Source organism: Streptomyces sp. NPDC003036 (assembly GCF_040611175.1).
In the GTDB taxonomy this organism is placed as follows: Bacteria; Actinomycetota; Actinomycetes; order Streptomycetales; family Streptomycetaceae; genus Streptomyces.
This window is the reverse complement of record NZ_JBEXNO010000040.1, coordinates 30,460-46,694: the sequence shown is the minus strand read 5'-3', so window position 1 is coordinate 46,694 and position 16,235 is coordinate 30,460. Positions and strand designations below refer to the sequence as shown.

9 protein-coding genes are annotated in these 16,235 nt (G+C 75.1%); 6 read left to right on the top strand and 3 right to left on the bottom strand.

Translation table 11 applies throughout. The annotated features are described in order from the left end of the window. Positions 1–13: 13 nt before the first annotated feature. The gene (locus ABZX67_RS26100; RefSeq protein ID WP_355364519.1) at positions 14–2,602 is read right to left on the bottom strand and encodes an alpha-L-arabinofuranosidase C-terminal domain-containing protein; all 2,589 of its coding nucleotides are present in this window, start codon (positions 2,600–2,602) and stop codon (positions 14–16) included. Positions 2,603–2,762: 160 nt separating this feature from the next. Between ABZX67_RS26100 and ABZX67_RS26095 the strand changes: the two genes are divergently transcribed. Both ABZX67_RS26095 and ABZX67_RS26090 read left to right on the top strand, forming a co-directional pair. After that, positions 2,763–4,832: a SpoIIE family protein phosphatase gene (locus ABZX67_RS26095; RefSeq protein ID WP_355364516.1), complete on the top strand. Its 2,070-nt coding sequence runs from the start codon at positions 2,763–2,765 to the stop codon at positions 4,830–4,832. Next, positions 4,832–5,863 carry a PHP domain-containing protein gene (locus ABZX67_RS26090; protein WP_355364513.1) on the top strand — a complete coding sequence of 344 codons (1,032 nt, stop codon included), beginning with the start codon at positions 4,832–4,834 and terminating at the stop codon, positions 5,861–5,863. The genes ABZX67_RS26095 and ABZX67_RS26090 overlap by 1 nt, the downstream gene beginning before the upstream one ends. Positions 5,864–6,240: 377 nt before the next feature. On the opposite strand, the gene ABZX67_RS26085 is transcribed toward ABZX67_RS26090, so the two are convergent. Beyond that, positions 6,241–6,993, bottom strand: a complete 753-nt coding sequence (locus ABZX67_RS26085) for a class I SAM-dependent methyltransferase (protein ID WP_355364510.1) — start codon at positions 6,991–6,993, stop codon at positions 6,241–6,243. Between the two features lie 500 nt (positions 6,994–7,493). On the opposite strand from ABZX67_RS26085, the gene ABZX67_RS26080 reads away from it, so the two are divergent. The 4 genes from ABZX67_RS26080 (at position 7,494) to ABZX67_RS26065 (ending at position 14,585) form a co-directional block, all read left to right on the top strand. Beyond that, positions 7,494–7,922, top strand: coding sequence for a CU044_2847 family protein (locus ABZX67_RS26080; RefSeq protein ID WP_355364507.1), 429 nt, complete (start codon positions 7,494–7,496; stop codon positions 7,920–7,922). Beyond that, on the top strand, positions 7,919–10,162 hold the full coding sequence (locus tag ABZX67_RS26075) for a trypsin-like peptidase domain-containing protein (protein WP_355364504.1): 2,244 nt from the start codon (positions 7,919–7,921) through the stop codon (positions 10,160–10,162). The genes ABZX67_RS26080 and ABZX67_RS26075 overlap by 4 nt, the downstream gene beginning before the upstream one ends. Positions 10,163–10,238: 76 nt before the next feature. After that, positions 10,239–11,282 (top strand): AAA family ATPase, encoded by a 1,044-nt coding sequence (locus tag ABZX67_RS26070; protein WP_355364579.1) that lies wholly within the window; start codon positions 10,239–10,241, stop codon positions 11,280–11,282. 3 nt (positions 11,283–11,285) lie between these two features. Beyond that, positions 11,286–14,585: an SAV_2336 N-terminal domain-related protein gene (locus tag ABZX67_RS26065; RefSeq protein ID WP_355364501.1), complete on the top strand. Its 3,300-nt coding sequence runs from the start codon at positions 11,286–11,288 to the stop codon at positions 14,583–14,585. 339 nt (positions 14,586–14,924) lie between these two features. On the opposite strand, the gene ABZX67_RS26060 is transcribed toward ABZX67_RS26065, so the two are convergent. Continuing rightward, positions 14,925–16,025, bottom strand: coding sequence for a hypothetical protein (locus ABZX67_RS26060; protein ID WP_355364498.1), 1,101 nt, complete (start codon positions 16,023–16,025; stop codon positions 14,925–14,927). Between the last annotated feature and the right edge of the window lie 210 nt (positions 16,026–16,235).

Sequence of the window (16,235 nt, the reverse complement as noted above, 5' to 3'; positions counted from 1 at the left end):
AACCCTCCCCGCCCTACCGGGTCTTGATCCGCAGGAAGGTGACCGAGTGGGCCGGGAAGGTGTACGTGAACTCCCGCGCGATACCGCTCAGGGTGGACTCGCGCGGCTGGATCGGCCGTGCGTCGGCCGTGTTGACGGCGTCCGGAGCGCCCTGGAGCGTGGTGAGCCGGGCCGTCGGGGCGACCTTGTCCGTGCCGAGGTCGACGCGGGTCCGGGCAGGCGCGGCCTGCGCGTTGACGACCTTGACGACGAGGTCGCCGCCGTCCCTCGTCACCACCTGGCGGAACGGTTCGGCCGTCTTGTCGTCGGTGAAGGAGCCCCACTTCTTCCCGTCGAGGTAGAGCGTGACCTGGCGGCCCCGCACCTGAACGTGGAGGTCGTACGTCCGGCCGGTCTCGATGGTGGTGGCGGCCTCGAGCAGCGTCTGCTTGCCGCCATCCACGGACTCCTCCACGGCGGAGCGGGTGTTGCCCCAGCCGCCGAGGTTCCACCAGTAGTGGTTGCCGGTGTCGCGGACGCCGAAGGCGACGAGGAAGCCCTCCTTGCCGGATTTCTTGGTGGCCTTGAGCCGCAGGTCGTAGTCGTGCCAGCCGGTGTCGCCCGCCGTCACGAGGGTATTCTCGGCGGCCGCGTCGGACTGGAGATACGCGCCGTCCACCACGGCCCAGTCGCCGCGCCCGGCGGCGCGGGTCCACCGCGCGTCACCGGCCGAGAAGTCGTCCTTCAGGAGCGGGGTGCCGTCCGCGCCGGTCACCTCGACGTCGTCGTACGCGGCGCTCGTCGCCCACGTCGACAGGCCGACGGCACCGGTGATCGGGCCGGAGACGGAGGGTGTCGCGGAGGCGCGGCTCGGTACGACCCGGTCGCCGGTGTTGTTCATGAAGAGCTTCTGCACCTCGTAGCTGGTCGAGCCCCAGGAGCGGTGGTTGTCGAACCAGATCATGTCCGGGCGCCACTGGTTCTGGTGGACGTCGGCGAGGAGCGGGGCGTAGGAGGCGAGCTTGACGACGTCGGCGTTGCGCTCGAGTCCGGTCATGTAGGCGGCTTCGGCGAGCGCGTTGGAGAAGCGGTTGTCGAGGGACGCGTACTCGCCGAGGAAGACCTTGGGACCCTGGCGGTCGTAGGAGTCGTAGCGGTCGTTGTTCTCCAGGAACCACTGGGGGCTGTTGTAGTAGTGCTCGTCGACCATCGCGACGCCGGCCTCGCGGTTCAGCTGCCAGTGGCGGTCGAAGACGCCGCCGGCGTCGTCGGGGCCGGAGTTGGAGACGACGGTGATGTCGGGATGCTTCGCCTCGATGGCCTTGCGGAACTCGGTGAAGCGGGCGAAGAAGGCGTCGGGGAGGTTCTCCTCGTTGCCGACCCCTATGTGCGTGAGGCCGAAGGGCCTGGGGTGTCCCATCGCGGCGCGCTTGCGGCCCCATTCGCTGGTGACCGGGCCGTTGGCGAACTCGATGAGGTCGAGGGTGTCCTGGATGTGGCGCTTGAGCAGCGCCGGGTCGTCGGTGGCCTGGTTCTGGCCGCAGCCGGTGACGAGGGCGGGGACGACCGGCAGCGGCATGGCGCCGATGTCCTCGGCGAACTGGAAGTACTCGTAGTAGCCGAGGCCGTAACTCTGGTGGTAACCCCAGAAGTTGGCGTTGACGGCGCGCTGCTCGACGGGACCGATGGTGTCCTTCCACTGATACGACCGCTTGCGCTCCCAGTTCGGCGCCTCGTACGCCTGGTGGCTGCCGGTGTTGACCAGGCAGCCGCCCGGGAAGCGCAGGAAGCCGGGCTTGAGGGCGGCGATCTTCTCGGCGAGGTCCTTGCGCAGGCCGTTCGGGCGGCCCTTGTAGGTGTCGCGCGGGAAGAGCGAGACCATGTCGAGGCGTACGGTGCCGGTGCCGGCCGCCGTGACGGCGAGGCGCCCGCCGGTGGTGGTCACCTTGGGGACGAGCGTGCCGGTGTACTTCGCCCAGCGGTCGCCGCGCACGGTGAGGTCGAGGGGCGCGGACAGCACGGTGCCGTCGGCGGCGCGCAGCTCGGCGGCGAGGCGGGTGCCGGAGGGGCGGTCGGTGCGGGCCCAGACGGAGAAGTCGTAGCGGCGGCCCTCGGTGAGGGCCATGCCGGCGCCGTAGCCGCTGTTGACGACGCCGAAGCGGCCGGTGGGGGTGTTGGCCGGGGCGAGGTCGAGGCGCAGGTGCCGGCGGTTGCGCTCGTTCAGCCGCTCGGCGTCGTCCGCCACCTTCAGCTCACCGGCGGCGCCGCCGGTGGCGGTGCGCTGCCAGGCGGTCAGCGGGGTGTAGGCGGGGTTGTCGGCGGGAGCGAATTCGAAGGAGCGGTTCTGTACGAGCTCGGCGTACAGCCCGCCGTCGGCGGCGTTGTTGATGTCCTCGTAGAAGACGCCGTACATGGTGCGGTCGATCGCCGGGCCCGCGCGGCCGGGGCTGACCGTGAGCGCGTAGTCGGCCGGCGCGGCGGCCGCCGGGGGGTGCTGGGCCCGGGTGTCGTCGGCGCGGGTGGTGTCGGCGCGGGTGGTGGGCGCGGTCAGCACCGTACCGGCGAGGAGGGCCGGGAGGAGAGCCGCCAGCGCGAGGGCGTGCCTCGGCCGTGTGCGTGGCATGGGTGTGCTCCTGGAAGGGTCATTCGTTCGAGATATCGGACATTGACCAGCACTTCGAACAGACCATAGGCATGGGGCGTGAACGCGTCAACGGGCTGAACGCGAAGGGCGGGTGCCGATGCCTTGGCGTTCCCGCGTGACGCACTCGACAATGAGGGTGATGACGGACAACCGGGCACACAGCGGCGAGATCGGCACGCCGGAGCGCCTCGCCATGAACCGCACCGGCAGCTTCGACTGGGATCTCGACGCCGGGACGATCGACGTCGACGAGGCGGGCCTGCTCGTGTTCGGCGTGACCCCCGGCACGTTCGACGCCCGGCCCGCCTCCCTGGTGCGCCGGCTCGAGCCGGAGGAGCGGACGCGGCTGGAGGCCGTGATCCGCGAGGCGCTGACCAGCGGCCGCACCTCGTACGCCGCCCACTTCCAGATCCCGCTGGACGACGGCTCACCGCAGTGGACGCACGTCCAGGCGCGCATCCTGCGGGGCCCCGACGGCCGGGGCCACCGGATCGTGGGGATCGTCCGGGACGCGACCTTCGAGGTCACGCACTCCGCCTTCGTGGTGGAGCTGGAGAAGCGCAGGGAGCGCCAGACCAACATGGTCGAGCGCACCACGCAGGCGCTGTCCCGGGCGGTCACCGTGGACGACGTCACGGCCGCGCTGACCGGCCCCGGCGGCCTCGCGCGCCTCGGCGCCGACGGGTTCGCGCTCGGCCTGGTCGAGAACGGTTCGCTGAACATCATCGCGCTCAGCGGCGAGTCGCTGGACGTGCTGGAGGACCTGCGGGTGCAGCGGCTGGAACGCGGGATGCCGCTCGCCGAGACCGTGCTCAGCGGACGCCCGCTGTTCTCCAGCTGCTTCCAGAACCTGGTCCGCGGCTACCCCGCGCTCGCCCCGTACGCCGGGCGGCTGCGCTTCCGGGCCGCCGCGTACCTGCCGCTGGTGGCGCAGGCCCGGACGCTCGGCGGGATGGCGCTGTTCTACCGCGGCCGCACCGCCTTCAGCGCGGACGAGCGCAACCTCACCCTGGGCCTCGCGGCGATCGTGGCGCAGTCGCTCCAGCGCGCGATCCTCTTCGACGAGGAGCGCGAGGTCGCCACCAGCCTCCAGGCCGCGATGCTGCCGCGCCGCATCCCGGCCGTCGACGGCGGCGAGATCGCCGTGCGCTACCACTCGGCGTGGAGCGGCCGCCAGGTCGGCGGCGACTGGTACGACGTGATCCCGCTGCCCCGGAGCAGGGTCGGCGTCGTCGTCGGAGACGTCCAGGGCCACGACACGCACGCGGCCGCGATCATGGGCCAGCTGCGTATCGCCCTGCGCGCGTACGCCGGTGAGGGCCACTCCCCGTCCACGGTGCTGGCGCGGGCCTCCCGGTTCCTCGCCGAGCTGGACACCGAGCGGTTCGCCACCTGCGCCTACGCGCAGGCCGACCTGGGCACGGGCACGGTCCGGGTGGTGCGCGCCGGCCATCTGGGCCCGCTGATCCGGCACACCGACGGGCGGGTCGGGGCGCCGAAGGTGCCGGGCGGGCTGCCGCTCGGCGTGGCGTCGGTCTTCGGGGACGAGGAGTTCCCGGAGACCCGGCTCGACCTGGTGCCCGGCGAGACGCTGGTGATGTGCACCGACGGCCTGGTCGAGCAGCCGGGCGTGGACATCGGCGAGGGCATGGCCGCGCTGGAGCGGGCGGTGAGCAGCGGGCCGCCGGGCGCGGAGGCGCTGGCCGACCACCTCTCGGAGCGGTTCTGGGAGCGGTGGGGCGCGGGCGACGACGTGGCGCTGCTGGTGCTGCGGCGCAGCCCCGACCCCGGCACGCCCCGGGCGCCGCGCATCCACCAGTACATCCACCAGGCCGACCCGCAGGGCCTGTCGGAGGCGCGGGCGGTGGTGCGGCGGGCGCTGCGCGACTGGGGGATGCGGGAGTTCGCGGACGACGCGGAGCTGGTCACCGGCGAGCTGCTGGGCAATGTGCTGTTGCACACGGAGGGCGGCGCGGTGCTGACCCTGGAGGTGCTGCCGGAGCCGGTGCGCCGGGTGCGGCTGTCGGTGCAGGACCGCTCCAGCGCCTGGCCCCGGCGGCGCTCGCCGGGCGAGGCGGCGACGGGCGGGCGCGGGCTGCTGCTCCTGGACGCGCTGGCGCTGCGCTGGGGCGTGGAGCCGCGCGGCGAGGGCAAGGCTGTGTGGTGCGAGATCGGCCCGTCGCCCCGGCGCGGCCCGGGAGGCGCGTGATGGACCCCGTCGAGGCGCTGGACCGGATCGCCTTCCTGCTGGAGCGGGCGCAGGCGCCGACGTACCGCGTGCGGGCGTTCCGTACGGCGTCGGCGGCCCTGTCGGCCCTGGACGAGGGCGAGGTGGCCGGGCGGGCGGCGGCCGGGACGCTGGAGCAGCTCAAGGGCGTCGGGCCGAAGACCGCGCAGGTGGTGCGCGAGGCGCTGAGCCGCGGGGTCCCGGCGTACCTGGAGCGGCTGGAGGAGGAGGCGGGCGCGGCGGCCACGGTCGGGACGGAGCTGCGGGCGGCGCTGCGCGGCGACTGCCACCTGCACTCGGACTGGTCGGACGGCGGCAGCCCGATCGAGGCGATGGGCCGGGCCGCGGCGGCGCTCGGCCACGAGTGGGCGGTGCTCACCGACCACTCGCCCCGGCTGACGGTGGCCCGGGGCCTGTCGGCCGAGCGGTTGCGGGAGCAATTGGACGTGGTGGCGGAGCTGAACGAGCGGTGGGCTCCCTTCCGGCTGCTGACCGGTATCGAGTGCGACATCCTGCTGGACGGCACCCTCGACCAGGAACCGGAGCTCCTCGACCGCCTCGACGTGGTGGTGGCGTCCGTCCACTCCAAGCTGCGGATGGAGGCGCCCGCCATGACGCGGCGCATGGTAAGGGCCGTACGCAACCCGCTGGTGGACGTGCTCGGCCACTGCACCGGCCGGCTCGTCGGCGGGAAGCGGCCGGAGTCGCAGTTCGACGCGGAGGCGGTCTTCGCCGCCTGCGCCGAGTCCGGCACGGCGGTGGAGATCAACAGCCGCCCCGAGCGCCTGGATCCGCCCCGGCGGCTGCTGCGCGAGGCGGTGGCGGCCGGGGTGTTCTTCGCCATCGACACCGACGCCCACGCCCCCGGCCAGCTGGACTGGCAGATCATCGGCTGCGCCCGCGCCGAGGAGTGCGGCGTACCGGCCGACCGTGTGATCAACACGTGGTCGGCCGACGACCTGCTGACGTGGACTCGCACGCGGCGGGCGCCCAAGCGCGCGCGAGCGGACTGAGAGAGTCCCGAAAAGGAGTTCGAAGGGCCCTTCCACCTGCTGTGAGGCTCCTTGATCACTGGATGTGCATGGGGAGAAGAAGCAGCCGGGAACCGGGGGACTTCACGCACAAGGGCCTCACCATCGTCGGCGCCGGCGACCTCGACAACGACCGGAACGCCGACCTCCTGGCGCGTACCGCCACGGTGACCTCGACCGCTACAACGGCACGGGGACCGGCGCCATCGGCGACGGCACCAAGATCGGCACCGGCTGGAAGTCCTTCCCCTGGATCCGCTGAACCGGATGCCCGGGGCCCGCCCGGCCGCGCTCATCTGCCGGAGCGCACCGGATGGCGCCCAGGACTGGACGAACGCCGGTGCGGGGTATGAGCCCCGTCAGGCGTCGCGCCGGATCCGCAGGAAGTCCTGGTCGCAGCTGAGGGCGAACCCTCCCCCGGGCTCGGCACAGTGGGTGTGCAGGTAGTCGGCGACGGCTGTCCGGGCCGAGGGGTTCTCCAGCGGGCCGACCACCAGTTGGCAGACTTCCAGGGCCGTGGGCAGGTCCGGGACGCGGACGGAAGCGCGCTGGCGGACGAGTTCGGCGCGGTACGACCGGTCTGCGGCACCGTCCAGGTACGGGAGCAGTGCGTTCAGGCTGCGCGTGGGGCCGCCGAAGTGCCGGACCATGGCCATGCAGGCGTTGTGGGGGTGCTGGAGCACCAGGACGAGTTCACCGCCCGGGCGCAGCCAGGACAGCATCCTCGCCACGTGCCCGGGCCAGTCGGCCTCGGGCACGTAGTACAGGACGTGTGAGCACAGGACGAGATCGGCGGGACCGGCGGGCTCGGCGGCGGCGATCGGGACGGGCAGTACTTCGGCGTCCGGGCAGGCTGTGCGCAGCTCCCGCCGCAACGCCGGATCGGGCTCGACGGCGACCGTCCTGTCGAACCTCTCGGCGAGGCCGGCGGTGAACAGCCCGGTTCCGGCACCCGCATCGACGAAGACGTCGTGCTGCGGCAGCTCGTCGACGATGGCGTAGAGGAGGCGCTGCTGGTGCTCCTTCTCGTCGGTGTGGGCGAGGTACGTCCGGAAGATGTCGCCGTAGCGCGGGTGGGAGGGGTCCAGCTCCCTCCACGTGTGACCGTCCATGCGGGCTCCTACCAGTCATGGTTGCGGGCATGGCCGCGGCGATCGGCAAGCCGCTCGCCGCGGCAGCGCGGCCGTGCGCGGCCCGTCGTATCCGTCACGGCGATCGAGTGGCCGGGCCCTGGACGTCGTCACCGACACCGCCGGCAGCCGGCCGGTGCGGAACGCACCGGCGTGCCGGGCACGACAAGATCACCTCCACGGGATCCTGCCGCAGCCGGTGACCCGCCCGCGATGCCCCTTTCGGGGATCACGGAGGTGCGCCCGCGCACTGGGGGCGCACACTGACGGCACAGCTGCTCCGCGGGCCGCGTCCCCGCAGCCGTCACGGTGCATCAGATCCCGCACCGCCTCCTCGAACGTGGACGTGCTCATGCCGCCCGCGTACTCCCCGGCGCCGGTGCGGGTTTGCTCCAGGGTTCGAGGGTTCCAGGGTTCGAGGGTTCGCACCCGCTTACGGAAACCACACCAACCCCGCGGCCATGATCGGACACAATGACCGCATGCCCGAATACGCAGAACTCGATCTCGCCGGCGCCGCATTGCGGGTGGAGCTGTCCGACACCGGAGCACCGGCGGCCGGCGGCCGCACGGCCCCGGAACGGGGCGAAGGACCGGACCTGCCCGGTGGTTTCGGCACGGCCACGCCCGTGGCCCGCGGCGGCGGCCGGACGGCGGCGCTCGCGGCCGACGCCCTGCGCACGGCGCTGCGCCCGCTCGGCCCGCTCCTCGAAGAGGTGCACGCGGCGGTGGCGAGCGCGCCGAACCCGCCCCAGGAGCTGACGGTGGAGTTCGGCGTCCAGATCGGGCAGGACCTCAAGCTGGGCATCGTCGGCGCGAACGGGAACGCCACGATGACGGTGTCGGCGACCTGGCAGCACGGCGCCGGGCCGGCCGCCGGAGCCGAGCACCGACAGGACCGGCACGGATGACGTGGTTCCGCAGCCCGGCAGCCGCCGGCACCCGCGTCTCGCTGCTCTACGAGGGCAGCTCCAAGGCCGCGGGCGCCGCCGCGCTCCTCTCCCCGAACCGCGTCCTGACCTGTGCCCACGTCGTCAACGACGCGCTCGGCAAGGACCTTTACGCCGCCGAGCGGCCGGGCGCCGCCGGGCCGCTCACCGTGGCCTTCCGCGGCTCCGGCGCGACGGGCCACCGGACGGCCACCGTGTCCGTGTGGGTGCCCCCGCAGCGGCGCCCCTCGGCCCTGGAGTGGGAGGGCGACCTCGCCGTCCTGGACCTCGACGAGCCGGCGCCCTCCTGGCTGCGGCCCGTGGTGTGGCGGGACATGGAGGAGGGCCAGGAGCTGCGGGCCTGGCACGGCGGCGGCGAGGCGATCACCTTCGCCGACATCGTCGTCCGCCTCAAGGAGGGCCGGTACGGCTACCTCGACGGCCGGCTGTCGGGGGCGGCCATCGGGCCCGGCTACAGCGGCGGTCCGCTGTGGACGCGGGACGCCTCCTCGGTCGCCGGGCTCGTGGTGGCGCACCTCATGCCCGAGGAGACCCAGCCGTTACGGGCCCAGCAGGCCGTACGGCGCAGCTGGGCGGTGCCGTGGCAGGCGGTGCGCGAGGAGCTGGCCCGCGCCGGCGCGGCCGACGTCCTCGACGAGTGCGCCGTCGCCACCCCCACCGGCGCGGGCACCTGGTGCGGCGGGCCGGACGTGGCGCGTGCGGCGGCCGGGCTCGCCCCCGTACTGCGGGCGCTGCTGGACGACCCCGGGCGGCGCGCGGACCACGCCAGGACGCTGGCGGCCGGGCTGGGCCGCCCGGTGCCGCCGCCCGAGGAGGGCGCGGCGCCCACCGTGGAGGAGCTGGCGGAGTTCCTGGTCACCGAGGAGCGGGCCCTGGCAACGCTCACCGAGTCGCTGGCGCCCGCGGTCCGCGGCCCGGCCGACCGGGAGGCGCTCGACAGCCTGCTCGCGCTGGGGCGGCTGGAGGAGAACGTCCGGCTGCTGTCGGTCGGGGAGCACCGCCACCTCCTGGACGACCTGCGCCGGGTCACCGCCGCCGACGCCACGCTCGTGCCGCGCGCCGCCCGGGAGGCCCTGCGCTACATGGTGCTGCCCGGGCCGCTGGCGGCCTCGGGCCGCCTGACGGAGGCCGACCTCGACGCCGTGGTGCTGAGCCTGGAGGGGTTCCCGGACGGACCGGCGCCCGACGGGGGCGCGCCGCCGGTGCCGGCGCTGCTCCGGCTCGCCGCGTTCGTGGCGTCGGCCGCGCCGGACCGGGAGACCCGCGGCTCCCTGCACGGCTGGTGCGACCGGGTCGCGCAGCGGCTCGGCATCAGCCCGGTCGCCCTGGCCGAGCGCCGCGCCGACGCGGCCGGCTGGGCCGCGCACCGCTCCTCGCCGGTCAGCCGGATCGTGCTCAGACTGACCGCCGACGGCGCCTGCGGCACGGGCGCGGGCGCGGGCGCGGAACAGCCGGGCGGAGCCGGGCGCTACCGGTGCCGGGTGGGCCTGGTGCGCCAGGACGGTACGACGTCGACCGTCGCGGCGCCGGAGGGCGCGTGCGCCCCGGAGGAGATCGGCCGCCTGGTGCGCGAGGCGGCCGAGAGCGGCCAGGGGGACGACCCGTACCCGGTCACCCGGGTGGACGTCGTCGTGGGGCGCGACGGGCTCCAATTGCCGGTCGACAGCTGGGACACGGGCAACGCGCTCGGCGACCTGTTCCCCGACCTCGGGGGCCTGCGGCTCGCGCTCGGCGCCAAGTACCAGGTGGCGCTGCGCTGCCCGGAGATGAGCCGCCGCTCCCCGCGCCGCGACGCCGAGATGCGCCGCCGCTGGGCGTCCGGGCATCCGGAGGTACTGGTCGTCGACGAGACCTCGGCGACGCTCCAGCAGCTGTACCAGCGGCTGGAGACGAGCCACAAGGACGTCGCCGGGGTCGTCCTGCACGGGCCGCGCGAGGAGCGGGACCGGCTGCTGGACCTGTGCCTGGCACTGGGGGTGCCGGTGGTGCTCTGGGACCGCGAGGCGGACGGCCACGCGGACGCGGCCCGGCTCGACGCGCTCGCGCCCGCCGGGCCGCTGCACCAGCTGCCGGAGCGGGTGCGGGAGTTCCGGGAAGGGGTCTTCGGCTCCTCGGTCGTCTCGGCGGCGCGGCCCGCCCTGGTGTGGGAGGACGCCGAACTGCCGGTGCCGGACTCCCTCGAACTGCTCGACCCCTCCTGAGACCCCGCATGACACCTCTCATGGCACGCCTCATGGCACCCCTCATGACATGGAACGGAACGGAAGCGAACGGCTGATGACGGTGAACGGTCCCGGCACGGGACGCGAAGAGGGCGACGGCGGCGCCGAGGCGTGGCGGCTGTTCCGGGGCGACGGGCGGCCCCGTACGCCCGCGTTCCCCGAGGCGCCCCCGTGGCGGCGGTTCCGCGGCGCGGCGGACGGCGCGCCGCGCCGCCCGCGGCCGTACCTGATCGGCCCGGCCGAGGCGGACGTCGTCAACGCCGCCCTGCTGCTGCGGCGGCCCCTGCTGGTCACCGGGCAGCCCGGCACGGGCAAGTCCTCGCTGGCGCACGCCATCTCCCACGAACTGTCGCTCGGGCGCGTGCTGCACTGGCCGGTCAACAGCCGTACGACGCTCCAGGACGCGCTCTACCGGTACGACGCGATCGGCCGGCTGCGCGAGACGAACCTGCGGCGCGACCGCGACCTCGACGGGGACGGCGCGCCGGACGAGGGTCCCGGCATCGGCTCGTACGTGCGCCTCGGTCCGCTCGGCACCGCGCTCGTGCCGTCCGGCCGGCCCCGGGTGCTGCTCGTCGACGAGCTCGACAAGGGTGACGTCGACCTGCCCAACGACCTGCTGAACGTCTTCGAGGAGGGCGAGTTCGAGATCCCCGAGCTGGCCCGGCTGCCCGAGGAGCAGGCCCGGGTGCGGGTGATGACGGCCGATCCGCACTCCTGGACCGAGGTCGTACGGGGCCGGGTGTGCTGTGCGGAGTTCCCGGTCGTCGTCATCACCAGCAACGGCGAGCGGGACTTCCCGCCCGCCTTCCTGCGCCGCTGCGTACGGCTCGACCTGCCGGAGCCCGACGAGGAGCGGCTGCGCGCGATCGTCCGGGCACACCTGGACGCGGCGGGCGCCGGGAACGGCGACGGCTCCGGTGCCTCCGGTCTGGAGGGCGTCGACGACCTCATGCGCGCCTTCCTCGCCCGCCGGGCGCGCGGCGAACTCGCCACCGACCAGCTGCTGAACGCGGTCTTCCTGCGCCGGGGCGGTGTGGACCTGGACGCCGACGGGCTGCTGGACGCCGTGCTGCACCGGCTCGGCGGGACGGTGTGACCGGTGCTGGAGCGGGTGCGGGACGTCCTGGCGGACTGCGGGGCGGAGCTGTCGGCCGAGGAGCTGCTGGACGCGCTGTGGTTGGCGGCCCGGCTGCCGTCCGCGGCGACGCCCGCGGGTCCGCTTCCCGGCGTGGCCGGTCCGCCGCCCGCCGCTGAGCCCTCGCGCGGACCGGAGCCGCGGAATCCGGACCGGGCCGGGCCGTCCGGCGAGCCGCCGGAGCCTTCCGGGCCGTCGGGGGGTCGCGAGCCGTCCGGGGCGCCGGGCGGGGCCGGGGCCCTGCACGCCGCGCCCGTTCCGGCGGCGCGGCGGGAGCGCTCCGCGGCCGAGGTCCCGGCGATGCCCGTACGCGCTCCGGGCGAGAAGGCGCTGGGCGGCGCCGAGTTGCGTCTCGGCCGGGCGCTGCGGCCGCTGCGGCACCGGCGTCCGGACGCGCTGCGGTGGGAGCTGGACGTGCCGGCCACGGTCGCGGTGATGGCCGAGACGGGGCTGCCGGACGCGGTGGTGCGGCCGGCCGTGACGCGCTGGCTCGACCTAGTGCTGCTCGTCGACGACGGCGTGTCCATGCTGCTGTGGCAGCGGCTGGCGGCCGAGGTACGGGTGCTGATGGAGCGGAGCGGGGCGTTCCGCGACATCCGCGTCTTCGGCCTGGACAGCCGGAGCCCGGGTGGCCCGCGGCTGCGCCACCGCCCCTTCGGTGACGGGCCCGCCACGCTGTCGCTGTCCACCGTCGGCGACCCGTCCGGGAACACGCTGCTGCTCGTGGTGAGCGACGGTGTGGGCGCGGCGTGGCGCGACGGCCGGATGCACGCCGCGCTGGAGCGGGCGGCGGCGACCGGACCGGCCGCGGTGCTCCAGGTGCTGCCGCCGCGGCTGTGGGACGGCTCCGGCATCCGGGCCGAGCGGTGGAAGGTCACCACGCGCCGCCGGGGCGCGGCGGGCGGCTCGTGGCAGATCGCGGACCCGGTGCTGCCGCCCGAACTGGCCCCGTTCGACGGGATCCCGGTGCCGGTGCTGGAGGCGACGCCCGAGTCGGTCGGCACCTGGGCGGCGCTGGTCGGCTCGCCCGGGGGCAGCGCCGTCCTGCCGCTGCTGGCGCGGCCCGGGACGCACGCCGGCGGTACGCCGCCGGGGGGCGGCGGCACGCCCGTACGCGCGGGTGGGGAGGCGTCCCCGGATGCGGTGCTGCGGTTCCGGGAGGCGGCGTCCCCGGAGGCGTACCGGCTGGCCGCGCACCTGGCGGCGGTGGCGCCGCTGCCGGTGCCGGTGATGCGGCTGGTGCAGGGTGCCATGACCCCGGCAGTGGACACCAGCCACCTGGCGGAGGTGTTCCTGGGCGGGCTCATGCACCGGGACGAGGAGGGGGCGCGCAGCCTGCCGCACCAGCGGGAGTTCGACTTCCGCGAGGACACGCGGCGGATCCTGCTCGGCACCGTTCCGCCCACCGAACTGGTGCGGACCACCCGGGCGGTGACGGCGCGGCTGGCCCAACTCGTCCGTTCCTCGGCCGACTTCCCCGCCTGGCTGCCGCATCCGGAGGGACCGGAGCGGGTGGCGGTGGACGGGCCGCGTCCGTTCGGGTGGGTGGACGAGCGGGTGATGCGCAGGCTCGGGGTGGCGGCGCCGGCTCCGGCGACCGGGACAGCGGCCGCCCCCGAGCCGCCGCCCCGTCCGGACGGCCAGGAGGAACTCCCGGTCCCGCCGGGCGTGCGGCTCCGTCTGACGGGCGCGGACTGGGTGCCCGTACGCGTCGGCGACCCGCGCTTCGCCGGAGCCGGCGCGCTGCCCTACCGGGTGTTCGCGGAGCACCGGCGGGGGTGGACCGGGATCGGAATGTACCTCGCGGTGGACGGCGAGGGCGTCCCCGTGGTGATCCGCAGGCCGGAGGCTCCCGCGCTGCGCGAGACCGACCTGGTCGCCCGGGAGGTCATCGCGCTGAACCGGATGGCCGGCGTCCATGCGCCCCGGCTGGTCGCCCGCCACGTGGACGGTGCCCGGCCGTGGGTGGCCGTCGAGTGTGCCCTGGACGACGAGGAGGTGCCCGGGCCCGCACCCGGCCTGACGGCGTTCGTCCGCCGCTACGGGCCCCTGCACGAGGACGGCCTGCTCGCCATAGCCCGCCAGTTCGCGAACGGGCTGGTCACGGCGCACCGCAAGGGGCTGGTGCACGGCTCGCTGGTACCGGGGTTCGTGCTGATCGCGGGCCGGGAGGTGCGGATCACCGGCTGGCTGACCGCGACCGTGGCGGGCCGGCCGAGCAGGCACCGGAGGGTCTTCGCCCGGCCGGGGCCCTACCAGGCGCCCGAGCTGGCGCACCACTCGGTGCCGCCGACCCCGGCCTCCGACGTGTACTCCATGGGCGCGATCCTGCTCGCGGCCGCCTCCGGTGGCAGGGCGGGCGCCCGGCGCGAGGGCGGACGGGAGGAGGCGCCGGTCGCCGGCGCGCGGCTCACCCACGTCCTGCTCGACTGCGTCGAGCCGGTTCCGGCGCGGCGCCCCACCGCCGAGGAGGTCCTGCGCGCCCTGAACGAGATCGCGCGCCGCGAGGTGCCGCACCGGCACCGGCTGCGCGTCACCCTCGGCCGGAGCGCGTCCGGCCGGCCGGTGCGGGTGGACATGGCCGGCCCCGAGTCCGACGGCAGCGGCCCGCACATGCTGTGCCAGGGCGCTCTGGACGCGGGCCGGCGGGAGTTCCTGGACACCGTGCTGAGCCAGCTGACCCGGCGCAACCCGGCGGACGGCCTGCGTCTGCTGCTCGCCGACTTCACCGGCCGCAGCGGCCTCGAGCGGTACGCCGACCCGGCGGTGAGCGGCGCCGCCCTGGGGCTGTCGGACGTGCCGTCCCGGGCGCTGGACCTGCGCGAGAGGCTCGTCGCCGAACTGGGGGTCCGGGAGGACGCGCTGGCGTCGGCCGAGTGCCCGGACATCGCGGCGTACGAGGCGCGGCGGAGCGCCGAGCCGGGGATGCCCGCCCTGCCGCGCCTGGTGGTCGCGGTGGACGAGGTGACGGAGATCCTGCCCCGGCAGCCGGAGCTGAGCAGCGTGCTGCTGCGGGCGGCGCGGACGGGCGGGAGGCTCGGCATCCACCTGCTGCTCGCCACGCGGAACGAGGTGCACCCGTGGTTCGCCCGGTCGTTCCTGGAGTACATCCCCGCGCGCGTCACGCTGCGCACGCGGCGGGTGGGTATGCCCGCTCCCCATGACGTACCGGACGGGGGGCGGCTGGCGCACGCGGAGTGGCAGGGTGACGTGTGGTTCGAGCCGGCGCCGGAAGACGGCGAAGACGGCGGAGAGGCCCCTTAGGCCGGGAGGCACGGGAGGCACGGGGGAGCACGGAGGCCCAGGGGCCCGAGAGGCTCCGGAGGAGTGACGCCCTATCACGGGGGGTGTAACGAGACGAGGGTGATCCCCTGCGTTCCGCCAAGGCCCTGGCAGCGACCTTGCGGTACCCACGCGATGCCCGGCAGGGCACGCTGCCCGTGCCCTGCGCTGCCCGGTTCCGGCATGAGGCGCGGGTAACGCCCCCCGTAATAGCGGCTTTCGCGGACCGGTGGCGCCCTGTGCGGGCGGCCCGGCCGACCCCGCTCAGGATGCCGTACATCCGGGGATATTTCTTCTGAAGGTTCTTCGGTGAAAAAGCGATCACGTCGCGGAGCCGCGGCCGCCCTCGTCGCGGCCCGTCCCCCGCCGCTCGGCGGAGAGGGCCCACTGGTAGGCGAGGGCGGCGAGCGTCGGCACGCCCCAGCGGTCCCGGAGGTGCCCGAGCTCCTTGCTGAGGGTGCGCAGGCCGATGCCCAGGCGGCGGGCGGTGATGCGCTGGTCGATGCCGGCGGCCGTGTCGTTCAGGATCTCGCGCTGGCGCCGGGTGAGCCCGCCGCCCGCCCCTGCGGTACCGCCGGCCCCACCGCTGCCGCAGGGTCCCTCGCCCTCGGCTCCCCCGAGGTCACCGTGCCAGACGTCGGCACGGCGCCAGGCGTCCGTGAAGCCCTCGGCGAGGAAGGCGACCAGCGCCCGGTCGCCGACGTGCCACGCCGCGTGACCGGGGCTGTAGTTGTCGACGTGGTCCGGGATGAAGGCCTGGCGGCGGTCGACGACGACGCACTGCTGGAAGGGGGCGGCGAGGGTGCGGAACCGGGCTCCCTTCGCGGTCATGGCGGTCACCCACCCGCGGCTCGCGGGGTCGTCCCGCTCGCTGTCGTGGTAGAGCGTGTGCACCCGCACACCGCGGGCGAGCGCACCGGCCTCGCGCGCCATGGTGCTCTCGACGAGCTCGGGGCTGTGCGGGCCGCAGGGCCGCGCGATCAGCAGTTCGGTCTCGGCGCGGCTGACGGCCTGCCCGATGCGGGCGTCGACCTCCTCCGGTTCGGCGAGGAACTCGCTGCTGGCGCCGGAGCGCCACTTGGCGCGCTCGAAGTGCACGCCGAGCTCGTCGGCGAGGCCGGGTATCTCGGCCATCCGGGCCGCCCGGACGGCCAGGGCGCGCAGCTCGTCGTCGAGGAGCCTGCGGCCCGCCTCCTGCGGGTCCAGGGCGATCGGCGCCCGCGCGCCCTCCGGGTCGAGGGCGACCAGGCGCCAGTCCGTCAGTTCCCGCAGGGCGTCGGCGTCCGCGTCCTCGACGCGCTCGCCGCGGGTGACGCGGGCGTACAGCTCCCTGGCGGCGGCCGACAGCACCGTCGTCCCGTCCGCCACCGCGCCGTCGCCCTCGCCCTCGTTTCCGTTCGCGTGCCTGGCCCTGTCTCCCACCCGTCTCCCCCTGCCCCCGTCGAAGGACCCCGTCGAAGGCCCCTGTGACGGCCCGGTGCGGATGCGTGTGTGCGCCGTGCGCAGGTACGCACCCCCCAGGCGCTTGATCGTCGGCGTCCGACGGGTCAGCGTACCCGTGCGCCCCTCCCCCGCTCCCGCCGCGCGGGCGCGGGCCCTCGCCGAGCCGCAGAACCGCCGTATGCCCATGAA